This window comes from Pedobacter vanadiisoli, from assembly GCF_042684385.1.
Lineage (GTDB): Bacteria > Bacteroidota > Bacteroidia > Sphingobacteriales > Sphingobacteriaceae > Pedobacter > Pedobacter vanadiisoli.
This window is the reverse complement of sequence record NZ_JBHULL010000007.1, coordinates 103098-116287: the sequence shown is the minus strand read 5'-3', so window position 1 is coordinate 116287 and position 13190 is coordinate 103098. Positions and strand designations below refer to the sequence as shown.

Genomic DNA, 13190 nt, shown 5'->3' with positions numbered 1-13190 from the left:
GTGTTGTAAGATTGAAAAGTTGGAATGTGGAAAAGTTGAAATACTGAAATGATTCGAAAAAGAATGCGTAACATTTAATGATAAGATTAATCTAATTGTAAAGATTTATAAATGAGGGTATTATTTTTTATTGGTGCGATATTGTTGTCTTCTGCAGGTACTTCGATGGCGCAGGTTGATACTATAAATGCACAAAACCATAAACTGGTGATGAGCAACCTGAAAGAGGGAAAAAACAGTTATTTGGTTTATATAACCGATTCTCTTGAAACGAAGCGGACTATCGGAGATATATGGGAGAGAACAATTACTTTTAAAAAAAGAGATCAAAATGAAGTGGTAGATTTTGGCTGGAAATGGTTTCACAACGATTCTCTTTTTGCTGCCATTACGAATATCTGCGACCGAAAAACAATGACTCCAATTTATCATTATGCCAATTATAAACGCAGAGGTGTTTTTGCCTACGATTATAAAAATGGTTTAATGCAGCCATCTGATACCGTGAAAAATAATGCTGCAATCAAAAAAGGTGCGGTTAAACTGGATATTCCGGTCATTTCGTGGGAGCTGGATTTAGAAACCTACCCATTATTGCCAATTAAAAAGGTTGGCCAGCAGTTTGATATTTCATTTTTTGATCCGAACGAAAAATCTGCAACTTACCACCGTTATGAAGTGGTTGGCAAAGATAATTTGAAATTGAATGCAGATATAACCGCTAAATGCTGGCTGCTTAAAATCAATTATAGCCAGGACAGTTATGCCATTTTCTGGCTGACCGATAAATCAAAAGAAGTGATTAAAATGAAAGAATATTACAAAGGTAATTATCGTATAAAAGTGAAGCAATTTTGACCAGATTAATTGTGCAGGTTATAAAACTGTTTATAACTGGCTTCAAACGCATCAAAACTGCCGTAAGTAAGTTCTATCGCTTTTTCGGTATCATAACCCTGCGCAGTGAGTTTAATGATGTTTTTTAATGCAGCTGTTCTTTTGTTTTTAACGAAATAATAGATCATGCTATAGGCGGTATTATAATTATCGTCGATGCCATGGCGGTAAAAAGTGCCGTCGTAGATCTTGAAAAATGTTTTTAACCTCTCGGCATCCATAGTAGATAAACCTGCTTTTATGCTTTTAATCCTGTTGCTCTGTGGGTAGGAGTATAAGTTGCCTTCACTGTCAAAATCTAAGGTTTCGAAAAATTCAGCAAGCCCTTCATTTAACCATTTTGGTGCTTTTTGATAATTGAACTGGAAAATACTATGACTGGCCTCGTGCAGTGCCACAGGAATAAAATCGCCGCTTTTCATGATAAAAGCCTGGTTTATTGCTGGTATGTAGAATCCGGTTGATGATGGCGCATTATACTTGTTTTTCTCTAGGCGGTAATCTTTTGATTTTCCATAGAGATTGATTTTAACAGGAACAGTAATGTTCTCCCTTGTTTCAAAAATTTCATTACAGAACATGCGCTCATAAGCAATCAGTTTCTCTATTTTCTTTTGCTCGTTGTCGTTTATTTTGCAATTAACCAGGTTGATCTCTACATATTGGGCATATAGTGAAAAACTGATCAGATTAGGAAATATTAAAAATACTAATATGAGGACCTTATTCATGTTTTAAAAACTTATTCTAATGTATTATTAATACCGATTTAATTCATCTACATTTTTTAATTAAATTTTAGAATGTTTCTATTTATATCTGGCTAAAATTTATCTTCGCGAAAATATTTTTATGAAACGCCAAACGCTCATTCACTACCTTTTATATTTATTAGTAATCATATCTTCTTGTAAAAAAGAGCCAATAGATGATTTCAAAAGTAAAATTATTGGCGATTGGAAATATGAAAGGCTAGTTGAAAAAAATTATGATTATAAAGGCAAGTTATTAAATGAAAGAACTTACTCGACTACAAAGGGAGAGTATTATCATTTTAACAAAGACGGTGCTGCAATTCAATATTTTGATCAAATTTCAAATAATACATATAAAATCATTTCAGAAAGCCGGTTTGAGATTAATACTGGACTCTTAAATCCTTGCAGATTGATAAGTATTGATAAAAAATCTTTTATTTTTATTGTTGAGGGGCCAAGGAGAGAGCAATCTGATTATGTAGAGTTTACTCACTATCTGAAAAAATAAGCTGTTACTTAATCACTGATTTTAACTCATTTCTATACTCAGAAGCACTTTTGCCCGTAAATTCCTTAAATAATTTATTAAAGTGGCTGAAATTGTTAAAACCGCTTTCGTAAGAAATATTGGCAATGCTGGTGGGTTTTTCGGCCAGGAGTTTTGAGGCATGTACTACACGGTATTCGTTTACAAAATAGGTAAAGGTTTTTTTGGTGATTTTTTTAAAATAACGGCAAAATGAAGGGACCGTCATGCTCGACATTTCTGCCACATGCTGCAAACTGATCTGCTCCTGGAAATGGTCTTTTACGTAGTTAAAGATCATATTAATACGGTCATTATCCTGTACCTGCATTTCCATCGAAAAACCATCGGCGTTTAAGATGTTGTAATCTTTAGCATGTTCAAGTTCCTTTAATACGCTGAGTAAAGTTAAAAGCCTTTCAAAAGGTGGCTGGTCGTCCATCATCTCGATCCTGTCGCCAACTGCATGCATGGTTTCGCTGCCAAAGGCGATTCCTGCCTTCGATTTATCAAACAGTTCCTGTATGCCCCTTATCTCCTGCAGGCCCAGAAATACGCTGCCCAGGAAATCGGGCTTCATCTGGACCACTGTTTCGTTTTTATTCCCGGTGTTGGTATCGGTAAAGCCGCAGTGCGGGAGGTTGCTGCCAATCAGGATCAGGTCGCCTTCGGTGTAATAAGAAACGTGACTTCCAATTTGCCTTTTCCCCGACCCGCCATTAACAAACACCATCTCAATTTCAGGATGGTAATGCCATAGATGTGCCATGTTGTTTGCATTTTCTACATACTTTGAATAATAGAACGAACTTCCAAAAGAAGGTTCAACAACCTCGAAACTTGGTTTCATATATGCTAAATTATTTTACCAAAATACATAAAAAATATGCTTTATTATAGCTTTTTGTCAAAAGCAGGTATTGTTGGGGTAATATAGCATAGAAAGTGGAAAATATGCAACTCACTACATCCAAAATAGCTCCTTACCTTAGTATCATCATATAATGATTGACTCTTATAAAATATTTGGTTATGAAAAAGTTCTTAAAAATCGGTTTAATAGCAGCGTTATTTTTTACTGCTACGGGTGTTCACGCTAACGATGACAATTTTACACTAAATGTAAAAAGTGAAAAAAATAAATTTATCCGTTTTTCTATAGGTAAGGCAGAAGATGTTAATTTATCTTTTGTGGGATCAGATGAGGAAGTATTGTTCGAAGAAAACATTCATGCTTCAGCTGCTTCAAGCAAAGTTTATGATTTAAACGCGCTTCCTGACGGAAAATATGTGCTTAAAATAGAGTCTGATGTAAAACTGGCTAAATATACTGTGACCATTAAAAATGGTAAGACTACTGTTTCTGAGCCTAAAATCTCTAACGTATTTAAACCGGTTTATACGCTAAAAGATGAGATTGTTACGCTTAATCTCGAAAATTTAGATAAAAGCCCAATCGAAGTGAAAGTTTACAACGAATATAATGATGAGGTTTATTATGAGGTTTTTAAAGATAAAACTCAATTAACCAAAAAATTCAACATTAGCAAAACAGACTCAAAAGAATTAACCTTCATGGTTAAATTTAAAGATGAGTCTTATGTTAAAACGATACAAACTTATTAATAACAACAACAGCTAATTGATACAGGGGGATTATCTTAAAAGATAATTCCCTTTTTTTATGCAAGATGGAAGAGGTAAGATGGATGGACTAATACCATCCCTTCCATTGTCTATTTTGCATCATGCCATATTCTATTATTATTTCTTACTAATCATTTGATTTTAAGAAAAATATTGTTACTTTTGCATCCCCGTAATATACCTCGGGATTAAAAAAATAAAAACTTAATTAATAACAATGAATCAGTACGAAACTGTTATCGTTCTAACCCCGTTGTTATCTGAAGACGCTGCGAAAGAAGCATTAGCTAAATTTAAAGCAGTTCTTACTGATAACAATGCCGAAATTATCCAAGAAGATAATTGGGGTTTGAGAAAATTAGCGTATCCAATTGACAAAAAATCAAACGGATTCTTCAACTTAACTGAATACAAAGCTTCAGGAGATTTGATCGCAAAATTAGAGCTTGAATTAAAACGCGATGAGCGTGTGTTACGTTTCTTAACTATCCGTTTAGACAAACACGCTATTGCTTACAATGAGAAAAAGCGTAGTGGTGCTTTTAACAAAAAAACTAAGGAGGTTGCAGCGTAATGGCAAGAGAACAAATTCAATACGTAACTGCCCCTAAAGTAGAGGATAATCGTAAAAAATACTGCCGTTTCAAGAAAAACGGAATTAAATACATCGATTACAAGGATGCAAACTTCTTGTTGAAATTTATCAACGATCAAGGTAAATTATTACCACGCCGTTTAACTGGTACTTCGTTGAAATTCCAACGTAAAGTGGCTCAGGCCGTTAAACGTGCCCGTCATATCGGTTTGTTACCTTTCGTTGCTGATCAATTAAAATAGGAGGCTAGAGATATGGAAATTATTTTAAAACAAGATATTAAAGGCCTTGGTGAGAAAGATGATGTAGTTACAGTAAAGCCAGGTTTTGGCCGTAACTATTTAATCCCTCAAGGATTTGCTGCATTGGCTACTTCTTCAGCTAAAAAAGTTTTGGCTGAAAATTTAAAGCAAGCTGCTTTTAAACAAGATAAAATTAAGAAAGATGCTGAAGGTGTTGCTGAGCGTTTAACTGATGTTAAACTTTCAATCGGTGCTAAAGCAGGCGAAAGCGGAAAAATCTTCGGAGCGGTTAACACCATCCAGATTGCTGAGGCATTAAAAGCTCAAGGCTTTGATGTAGACCGCCGTCGTATCACTTTCGAAACTGAACCTAAATTTGTTGGCGAATATGTGGCTAACTTAAACTTACACAAAGAAGTTAAAGTTCAGGTTCCTTTCGAAGTAGTTGCTGAATAAGCATTCTTTAAAGAATCATAAAAAAGTCCTTTCGGTTTTTCTGAAAGGACTTTTTTTATGATTTAGATCTGAGAAATTAGATCTGAGATTTGAGACCTGGCAACGCGTGCTATTTTTTTTATCTCAAATCTCAGATCTTTCCTATCCCTTAGGCGTGGTTGGCCTGATTTCTACCTTGCTTGGTAATGTTCTTGCTGGCATGGCCAATAAATCAACGATGAGTTTGCCCATATCTTCAGGTTGGATTTTCCAGGCATCGGTTTCACTATCAGGCTGATGATCGTTAAAATGGCTCGCTACCGAGCCAGGCATAATGGTACTCACTTTTACGCCGTATTTTCTCAAATCGAGCATTACCGATTGGGTAAACCCTGTTAATCCAAATTTACTTGCATTATAGGCCGAGCCTCCTGCAAAAAAGTTGGTGCCTGCTAAACTCGAGATCGTAAAAATATGTCCTTTGCTTTTTTTAATTTCGTTAACCGATGCCTTAATGCTATAAAAAACACCCGTTAAATTGGTATCGATGGTTTCCTTCCATAAATCAACACTCAATTCGTCGATCGGAGCGAAATGCCCAACACCCGCATTGGCGATCAGTACATCCAATTGTCCCCATTTTCCGATAATCAGGTTGATGGCTTCCTGTTGAGAATTAAAATCTGCCACATTGGCTTCAATGGCCAGTACATCACCAAAAGCAACCAGATCGGCAGCTGCCTGGTTTGCGCTCGCAATGGTTCTGCTGGTAATGGCTACTTTATAACCATCTTTTAAAAGGGCCTCGGCAATACCAAAGCCGATTCCTTTACTTCCTCCCGTAATTAATGCAACTTTCATGATCTTGTAACGTATGATATCGAAAAATGTTTATTTTGATTTTTTCTTGGTGTGATGGGGTAATTCCATGATCTCGATATCCTTAAAATCTACCGGCTGGCCTTCGCTTTGCAAAGCAACAAACCCTTCTGTAAGCAATTTACCATCAATTTTAATTTTAGGGTCGTAGCGGTTGGCTACGCCATTACCTATTTGTGGTTTACTATACTGTAAAACCGTATCGCCGTTGATAATATGCGTAACGAGCGAATCACCCAGAACAATCAGTTCTGCCGATACCCATTGGTCGCCATCGTATGTTTTTGATTTAGAGTCTAAACAATGACCATCATATAGTTTGCCCTTATAAAAAATATCGGTACCCGGCGAACACATGTTGCCTGTTGGCCTCGGTTTGCCATCGCTTAAACCTCCTAAGAACTGCATCTCAACTGAAATTGGCCAGTCTTGTTCTTTGGGCATTGTTTTGGGATCCTGCGAGTGGAACATTAGCCCGCTGTTACGCAGGGTATAACTTGGCGCACCCTTTTGCAACTCGCCAACAAAGCGGTATTTCAGTTTGAGATGGTAATAAGAAAAAGGTGTTTTATAATAGAGGTGGCCAAACTGATCGTTAAAATCGCCATATTGATCGTAACGTACCTTGATAATGCCATCTTCTACACGGAAGGTATTCCCGAAATTTACATTGTAATCATGATGGTGTATTTTAACATTCCAGTCTTTAATATCTTTCCCATTGAAAAGTTTAACCCATTTTTCGGGTTGGTTATTGATGTTTCGGGTTGTACTACATCCCCATAAACTGAGGGCTAAAAATAGATAAAGCAATTTTTTCATTTGGTTATAATTAAACCCTAAAATACAAAACAATGGTATTTTTATACTATTTGTTGTTATTTCATTTAATTTTTGATCCTTAAAAAAATATTTTAGCAAGAATCTCACTTCTAGCATTTCCCATCTTCCATCACTTTAATTAACTTTGGCGCATGGCGAAAACCCGTACAACCAGAACAAAAAGTAAAGTAAAACGTCCGTTATTAAAAAAAGTCACCGATATCGCCACCAAAGTATTTTTATATTTTTTGCTGGTTTCGGTATTTTGGGTAATTGCGTTGCGTTTCATTAATCCGCCAATTACACTTTTAATGATTTTACGGAACATTGAGCGTAAGGCCGATGGAAAACCCTTTAAAACAGAAAAAAAATGGGTAAAGTTTGATGATATTTCTGATAACATGAAAAGGGCGGCGGTATCGGCTGAAGATCAGCTCTTCTTAAAGCATATCGGCTTTGATATGAAAGCTATTGAAAAGGCTTTTGCCAGTAATGCCAAAGGAAAGAAAGTAAAAGGTGGAAGTACCATTTCACAACAAACGGCAAAAAATGTTTTTTTATGGCCTGGCAGATCGTGGTTGAGAAAAGGTTTTGAAGCTTATTTTACATTGTTGATTGAACTTTTCTGGAGCAAAGAAAGGATATTGGAGGTTTATCTGAACGTAATCGAAATGGGCGATGGCATTTATGGTGCCGAAGCAGCCTCACAAGAGTATTACGGAATATCGTGTGCTAAATTAACCAAAAAACAGGCTGCCCTAATTGCTTCCTGCTTCCCAAATCCGTTAAGATGGACTCCAAAAAATGCCACACCTTACATCAGGCACCGTCAATACCTGATTTTAAGAAATATGAACAGGTTGGGTCCGTTAGATTTTTAGTGTTAAGTTCAAAGTCCCCAGTCTATTTATCGACTAATGACTAGGGACTCAAGACTCCCGACTAAACTAATCATGATCTTTGTTCCACCTGATCTTAATGCCCCCTTTTTCATCGTCAATAGCTTTTAAATGCAGTACGATGCCACGCATTCTGGCTTGTTTTTTCTCTTCTTTGGTTAGGTTTTCATCTCCTTTGGGATTTCTTAAGGGGATATCCATGGCTACATTAGTTCCACTGCCCAAAGCATAGATGCCTTTAACATTAAAGTTTAAAGCACTGGAATTAATCTGCATTGGACTGATTTCGACTTTATCGCCCCTGATGTTGAGGGTTCCATCCAGGTTTTTGATCTCTACATTGGATAAGTTCCGGTTTGCAAAGGCAAATTTTCCAACTTTAACCATGGGTTCGAAATTAACAAGAGCTGCATTTTTCAGGTTAAATACTACTTTGCCGTTTATGGATCGCGGAAGGATTTTTCCGGTATGTGATATCCTGCCCGAAATATTGACCAGCGAAGACAGATAGCCTTTTAAATTCCTGTTGGTAATGGTATTCTGTCCGAAATTATCAAAGGAATAAAAGAAATCTTTAACGCTTACATGGCTAATTTTCGAATTGATTTTAAAGCTGTTAGAGGCCGCTTCCTGCATAATATTGCCGTCTAACGATAATTGTCCGCCAGCATGTGCTACACTGATTTTATTGAAGAATATACCACCACCACGCAACGAAATATCTGCGTCGAGGTTTTTCGCGGTAAAATTATTATAAATGGCTTTATCTACTGTTAAACGGATGTTCATTTTAGAAAGTTCCAGCACATTACTCAGCTCTTTAGAAACTACCCTTTTATTCCCGTTTGATTTAGGTTTATTGCTCGACCTTGGTCCTAAAAAGGGTAAAAATTCCTTTAAATAAAGCTGTGGGCTCGACATTCTTAAATTCACCAATATTTTATCCGGTGCGGTATAATACAAATTGGCAAAGTTTGCAATGCTACAGTTTACATTCAGTTCACTTTTTCCCAATTGGAAATGTCCGTTCTGAATAGATAAATCATTTTGGTTAAAATTGATGTTTAAAGCACTTTTTACCAGGTGAAGTTTTCTTGGAATGTAAAGGATATCGGCATCAGCAACCTGTATTTTACCCGAAACTACTGGCTTGGTAAACCTGAAATTATCGATATCGGCCTTACAATACAATCTGAGGTTGGCGGTTCCGTTTTTAAATTCGAAATCGTTCGTACCCAATGAATTGTTTAGGTTAGATAAAGGGAATTGCGAGGTAACCAATCCTGTTGCGATTGGCCGCGATAGGTTGTTTACTGTAAAAGTATCAATTTTAAGGGGTGCATTGAAATACTTAGCTGTCAGTTTATGGAATTTAATGGAAGAGTTCTCATCGCCAATAACGCCACCGGCGGTATCGCGGTTAGTAAACGACCCATCAAAATTACAGGCTGTTAATTTACCTGCCGGAATGGATACGATATTATCGCGTACCTTAATGCCAACTTTTATCAGCGGATCTCCGTATTTACCTGATCCGTCATCTATGATATTCCCACGGATATCGATAGGTTTTTCGATGCCAAATTTTAACAGTTTAGACGAAATATTAGGTGATAAGAGCAAGGCTACATCCCTGAATAAAACATTGTCAACAGCAATGTTAATGGCAAAAGCAGATTTAGCAAGATCTATTTTTGCACCAATTTTAAAAGGATGACCACCGATGTTTAATATTTCAGGGTATAAAATTACGGCATCCAGGTCACGACTGTAATGTGCCCTTAAGGTCCCTTCAAGCGATTTGTCTTTTAAAAAACTACCCTTACGGGTATTAAACGCGAAACTGTTTACCTGGGTTTTTAATTTTATTTTTCCTACCCATCCACTATCCGGATATTCCATTCTGCCCTGGATCTGGTCGATATCGAAGTTGAAAAGTTTAAACCTCTTTTTGTTGTCGAGTATTAAACTCACTTTGTTGAAATCTATCTTGCCTACTTCCAGCGCGGACGATTTTGGAGACGATTTTTTCTCGGTTTTAGGTTTGCTCTTAAAAATGCTGGTATTGCTGTATCCGGTAGAATCGGTATAGATGTATATGGCTGCATTGTTAATGGCAATCTGTTTGATATTGATATTGCCTACAATAAGCGAAAGTACATTTAGAGATACATCGATATCCTGTGCTTTTAACAGGTCGTGTTTGTGTTGCGCCCATAAACTATCTCTCAATAAAACACCATTTAACGATACTGAAACACCTGGAAAGCTCTTTAGAAGCGTAGGTTCCATGCTGGTGGCTGTAATTTGTCCATTTAAATTTTTATTCAGTTGCGCAAGAATAGAAGCCAGTACTTCTTTCTTGTTTTTGCTAATGTAAAATGCACCTGCCAGCCAGGTTAATATAATCAGGACAACTAAAACCGATACAATTTTTAAAGAGATTTTGAGCCAGCGCTTCATACACATTATTTGATTTAACCAATATAATGCTTTTTAGACGCTAATTGTTTGATTAGTAATGAAAAATATCGGTACTGGCGCCTTAATGATCTAAAAAAGGCTTATTTGAGAAGTAGTTCAGGCTGCGAATGACATCGTCCGGGAAGAAACTTAATGACTAAATCTCTGCCATCTCTTTTAGGGCACCGAACGTTGGGTATATGTGCCCCTCAGGTCGAATAGAATACTTAAGATCTGAAATAAACAGTATGCCTATAGTAAATGGGCAAAAACAGTAGAATGCCAGCTATTTTGAAACGGAACTTCCCATTTGGTTTCCAGTTCAGCCAAATTTTGAACCATGTTGTTGAATACAATCGTTTCGGGGGTTACCTGTTTAATGTTTACCAGGGTCTCGAAATCTTCTTTACTGTTTACTACAACTTCGTCATTTACTTTATAGGCCATGTTGAAGCGGTTGAAAAGATCGACATGATATTCCTGTTCGATTTCTTTGATCAATCTTACAGAACTATCGATAGAGCAACCGGTTACTCCGGCCTGATTTTCATCAACGGTAAGGATAATGAAAAAGCCATAACGGATTTCTGCTTTTGCCAGCAATTCGTTCCCATGCGCTTTCCACTGATTGGTAAAAGCCGTTAACTTGTTCAGGATCTCATCTTCTTCGTTAGAAGTAAATTTGCGGTTGCTTTGGTATATCCAAACTCTTGATTGTGGAGAAAAACTCATATACAAATTTATGATTTTAATTAATTTGCTGTATTAAAAACGCTAACCCGATGAAAAAGTTTACACTTTGCTTGAAAATATCCCTTCTTTCGGCTTTTTGTATGTTTTTATGCGCTTTTTCGGAGCCCGAATCCATCGAACAATATGTCAGCTATCTTCATAAAACATTTACCGATCATTACGATTCGAGTCAGGAAAATGGTCAGATAAAGCGCTACGAACTAAATGTTACCAACAATGGTTTTTGCCGTTATAAGCGTTATTTTAATAACGGTAAAACAGAGTATTTTGCGTTTAAGTTAGCTAAATTTAAAGATATGGATTATTATGGAACTACCAATTCGGGTAAATTGTACATCCATACCAAAGGCGACGATGTAATTGTGCAGACCTATAAGGATAGGGGTGGTGATGTAGATTCTATGGCTACGCAGATTATTATCCCAGTAAAAAATATGGAGGCCGAAGATTTAAATCAGATCCGGGATAACCTCGAAAAAATATGTGCCCAGCCCCAGCTTGTTAAGGTGCCGTAATAACAGCATTTTTTTATGCAGGTATGTGTTTCAGATTCAATGTGATAATGGACTAAAATTTTGGAGATTGGGTTAAAACTACTATCTTAAGACGTATTTTAAACCATCTCATCTTGAAACGTAGAAACTTTATTTATTTAACTGGTGTAGGTGCTGCTGCGGCCATGCTTCCTGCAATTCCAGTTTTCGGGAAAGAGATTTCTCCCGAAGAGGCGCTAACTTATGTAGATCCTGCAGCTAAGAAAATTATGTCTGATGTGGCCCTGAATGCAGCACGGTCAAAAGGGGCAACCTACACCGATGTACGTGTAGGCCGGTACCTTAACCAATACGTGGTTACCCGCGAAGATAAGGTACAGAATATTGTGAATACCGAATCGTATGGTATTGGTATCAGGGTAATTGCAAATGGAAGCTGGGGTTTCGCTGCAACGGATAAGATGGATAAAGACAGCATTGCAAAGGCCGCAGAACTGGCAGTAACCATTGCTAAAGAAAATGCCCGTTTATTACGCGAACCTGTACAGCTGGCCCCACAAAAGGGGTATGGAGAAGTAAGCTGGAAGGCTCCTATCGAAAAAAATGCATTCGAAGTACCCGTAAAGGAAAAAGTAGATCTTTTACTGTCGGTTAATGATGCGGCAATGAAAGGTGGTGCAGATTACATCAACTCTGTTCTTTTTGCCGTTAATGAGCAAAAATATTTTGCCTCAACCGATGGCTCTTATATCGATCAGGATATTCATCGTATATGGCCTACTTTTTTAATTACCAAAATCAACAAGGAGACAGGCAAGTTCGAAACCAGAAGTGCATTAAGTGCACCTACAGGCAAGGGCTACGAATACCTCAATGCTAGGCCACAGGACAAAATACAAACCGCATCGGGTACGCTTTATAAAGGCCGGTACGATATGCTTGAGGATGCCAAACAGGGCGCAAGGCAGGTAGGCGAAAAAATGAAGGCCAAAACAGTAGAGCCTGGAAAATACGACCTGGTTTTAGATCCTTCGCATCTTTGGCTTACCATACACGAATCTTGCGGACACCCAACTGAACTTGACCGGGTATTGGGTTATGAAGCGAACTATGCAGGTACAAGTTTTCTTACTTTGGATAAGTGGGAATCTAAGAAATTCAATTATGGCAGCAAGGAAGTAAATATTACCGCTGATAAAACAGAAATAGGTTCGTTAGGGGCTGTGGGTTATGATGATGAAGGTGTTAAATGTGGAAAATGGGATATCATTAAAGATGGGATACTGGTGAACTATCAGGCCATCAGGGACCAGGCGCATATTTTGGGACTGAAAAGTTCGCAGGGCTGTTGTTATGCCGATAACTGGAGCAGTGTTCAGTTTCAGCGCATGGCCAACATTTCTTTGCAACCGGGTAAAGCTAAACTCAGTATTGCCGATCAGATTAAAAATGTGGAGAAAGGGATTTATATCGTGGGTGATGGCTCATTCTCCATAGACCAGCAACGTTATAATTTTCAGTTCGGAGGGCAGCTTTTTTATGAAATAAAAGATGGGAAAATTATAGGTATGCTTAAAGATGTTGCCTATCAGGCCAATACCCAGGAATTCTGGAATTCGTGTGTAGCGATCTGCGATGAAAGCGACTACCGTTTAGGTGGTTCGTTTTTTGATGGCAAGGGGCAACCGGGCCAGGTAAGTGCTGTGTCGCATGGATCGGCAACTGCACGTTTCAATAAAGTTAATGTGATCAATACCGCAAGAAAAATCTGATAGAAATT

15 protein-coding genes are annotated in these 13190 nt (G+C 37.5%); 9 read left to right on the top strand and 6 right to left on the bottom strand.

The genetic code is table 11. The features are described 5' to 3' along the window. The first annotated feature begins 111 nt into the window (after positions 1-111). Complete coding sequence (locus tag ACFSR6_RS06490; RefSeq protein WP_379076536.1) at positions 112-858, top strand: DUF3108 domain-containing protein; 747 nt, start codon at positions 112-114, stop codon at positions 856-858. A gap of 5 nt (positions 859-863) precedes the next feature. On the opposite strand, the gene ACFSR6_RS06485 is transcribed toward ACFSR6_RS06490, so the two are convergent. Then, positions 864-1628 carry a DUF1570 domain-containing protein gene (locus ACFSR6_RS06485; RefSeq protein ID WP_379076533.1) on the bottom strand — a complete coding sequence of 255 codons (765 nt, stop codon included), beginning with the start codon at positions 1626-1628 and terminating at the stop codon, positions 864-866. A gap of 121 nt (positions 1629-1749) precedes the next feature. Here ACFSR6_RS06485 and ACFSR6_RS06480 point away from each other — a divergent pair, with 121 nt between their 5' ends. Further along, positions 1750-2163, top strand: a complete 414-nt coding sequence (locus ACFSR6_RS06480; protein ID WP_379076530.1) for a hypothetical protein — start codon at positions 1750-1752, stop codon at positions 2161-2163. 4 nt (positions 2164-2167) lie between these two features. On the opposite strand, the gene ACFSR6_RS06475 is transcribed toward ACFSR6_RS06480, so the two are convergent. Further along, positions 2168-3031, bottom strand: a complete 864-nt coding sequence (locus tag ACFSR6_RS06475) for an AraC family transcriptional regulator (protein WP_379076528.1) — start codon at positions 3029-3031, stop codon at positions 2168-2170. Between the two features lie 182 nt (positions 3032-3213). On the opposite strand from ACFSR6_RS06475, the gene ACFSR6_RS06470 reads away from it, so the two are divergent. From ACFSR6_RS06470 to rplI, 4 genes are all read left to right on the top strand, one after another. Continuing rightward, a complete protein-coding gene (locus ACFSR6_RS06470; RefSeq protein ID WP_379076525.1) occupies positions 3214-3807 on the top strand; it encodes a hypothetical protein in 594 nt (197 codons plus the stop codon). A 238-nt stretch (positions 3808-4045) separates the two neighbouring features. Further along, entirely contained in the window at positions 4046-4402 is a 357-nt protein-coding gene (rpsF, locus tag ACFSR6_RS06465) for a 30S ribosomal protein S6 (protein WP_379076522.1), read from the top strand. Beyond that, positions 4402-4665 carry a 30S ribosomal protein S18 gene (gene rpsR, locus ACFSR6_RS06460; RefSeq protein WP_010599582.1) on the top strand — a complete coding sequence of 88 codons (264 nt, stop codon included), beginning with the start codon at positions 4402-4404 and terminating at the stop codon, positions 4663-4665. Before rpsF ends, rpsR begins: the two co-directional genes overlap by 1 nt. Positions 4666-4677: 12 nt before the next feature. Next, on the top strand, positions 4678-5121 hold the full coding sequence (gene rplI / locus ACFSR6_RS06455; RefSeq protein WP_167293211.1) for a 50S ribosomal protein L9: 444 nt from the start codon (positions 4678-4680) through the stop codon (positions 5119-5121). A gap of 141 nt (positions 5122-5262) precedes the next feature. Here the strand turns inward: rplI and ACFSR6_RS06450 are convergent, their stop codons facing one another. Both ACFSR6_RS06450 and ACFSR6_RS06445 read right to left on the bottom strand, forming a co-directional pair. Next, entirely contained in the window at positions 5263-5961 is a 699-nt protein-coding gene (locus tag ACFSR6_RS06450; RefSeq protein WP_379076519.1) for an SDR family oxidoreductase, read from the bottom strand. Positions 5962-5991: 30 nt separating this feature from the next. Next, a complete protein-coding gene (locus ACFSR6_RS06445; RefSeq protein WP_379076518.1) occupies positions 5992-6801 on the bottom strand; it encodes a 3-keto-disaccharide hydrolase in 810 nt (269 codons plus the stop codon). Between the two features lie 152 nt (positions 6802-6953). On the opposite strand from ACFSR6_RS06445, the gene mtgA reads away from it, so the two are divergent. Beyond that, positions 6954-7682, top strand: coding sequence for a monofunctional biosynthetic peptidoglycan transglycosylase (gene mtgA, locus ACFSR6_RS06440; protein ID WP_379076516.1), 729 nt, complete (start codon positions 6954-6956; stop codon positions 7680-7682). Positions 7683-7748: 66 nt separating this feature from the next. Here mtgA and ACFSR6_RS06435 read toward each other — a convergent pair whose 3' ends face one another. After that, the gene (locus ACFSR6_RS06435; RefSeq protein ID WP_379076513.1) at positions 7749-10163 is read right to left on the bottom strand and encodes an AsmA family protein; all 2415 of its coding nucleotides are present in this window, start codon (positions 10161-10163) and stop codon (positions 7749-7751) included. A gap of 252 nt (positions 10164-10415) precedes the next feature. Continuing rightward, the gene (locus ACFSR6_RS06430; protein WP_379076511.1) at positions 10416-10895 is read right to left on the bottom strand and encodes an ABC transporter ATPase; all 480 of its coding nucleotides are present in this window, start codon (positions 10893-10895) and stop codon (positions 10416-10418) included. Between the two features lie 50 nt (positions 10896-10945). On the opposite strand from ACFSR6_RS06430, the gene ACFSR6_RS06425 reads away from it, so the two are divergent. Together ACFSR6_RS06425 and ACFSR6_RS06420 are read left to right on the top strand one after the other, a co-directional pair. After that, positions 10946-11431 carry a hypothetical protein gene (locus ACFSR6_RS06425; protein WP_379076508.1) on the top strand — a complete coding sequence of 162 codons (486 nt, stop codon included), beginning with the start codon at positions 10946-10948 and terminating at the stop codon, positions 11429-11431. 113 nt (positions 11432-11544) lie between these two features. Next, on the top strand, positions 11545-13182 hold the full coding sequence (locus ACFSR6_RS06420) for a TldD/PmbA family protein (protein ID WP_379076505.1): 1638 nt from the start codon (positions 11545-11547) through the stop codon (positions 13180-13182). Positions 13183-13190 lie beyond the last annotated feature (8 nt).

Bases quoted from the DNA above. Each gene is read 5' to 3' on its own strand.
- ACFSR6_RS06445 (WP_379076518.1), bottom strand. From the start codon at position 6,801: ATGAAAAAATTGCTTTATCTATTTTTAGCCCTCAGTTTATGGGGATGT.
- ACFSR6_RS06485 (WP_379076533.1), bottom strand. From the start codon at position 1,628: ATGAATAAGGTCCTCATATTAGTATTTTTAATATTTCCTAATCTGATC.
- rpsR (WP_010599582.1), top strand. From the start codon at position 4,402: ATGGCAAGAGAACAAATTCAATACGTAACTGCCCCTAAAGTAGAGGAT.
- rplI (WP_167293211.1), top strand. From the start codon at position 4,678: ATGGAAATTATTTTAAAACAAGATATTAAAGGCCTTGGTGAGAAAGAT.
- ACFSR6_RS06450 (WP_379076519.1), bottom strand. From the start codon at position 5,961: ATGAAAGTTGCATTAATTACGGGAGGAAGTAAAGGAATCGGCTTTGGT.
- ACFSR6_RS06435 (WP_379076513.1), bottom strand. From the start codon at position 10,163: ATGAAGCGCTGGCTCAAAATCTCTTTAAAAATTGTATCGGTTTTAGTT.
- ACFSR6_RS06480 (WP_379076530.1), top strand. From the start codon at position 1,750: ATGAAACGCCAAACGCTCATTCACTACCTTTTATATTTATTAGTAATC.
- ACFSR6_RS06470 (WP_379076525.1), top strand. From the start codon at position 3,214: ATGAAAAAGTTCTTAAAAATCGGTTTAATAGCAGCGTTATTTTTTACT.
- ACFSR6_RS06475 (WP_379076528.1), bottom strand. From the start codon at position 3,031: ATGAAACCAAGTTTCGAGGTTGTTGAACCTTCTTTTGGAAGTTCGTTC.
- ACFSR6_RS06490 (WP_379076536.1), top strand. From the start codon at position 112: ATGAGGGTATTATTTTTTATTGGTGCGATATTGTTGTCTTCTGCAGGT.
- mtgA (WP_379076516.1), top strand. From the start codon at position 6,954: ATGGCGAAAACCCGTACAACCAGAACAAAAAGTAAAGTAAAACGTCCG.
- ACFSR6_RS06430 (WP_379076511.1), bottom strand. From the start codon at position 10,895: ATGAGTTTTTCTCCACAATCAAGAGTTTGGATATACCAAAGCAACCGC.
- rpsF (WP_379076522.1), top strand. From the start codon at position 4,046: ATGAATCAGTACGAAACTGTTATCGTTCTAACCCCGTTGTTATCTGAA.
- ACFSR6_RS06425 (WP_379076508.1), top strand. From the start codon at position 10,946: ATGAAAAAGTTTACACTTTGCTTGAAAATATCCCTTCTTTCGGCTTTT.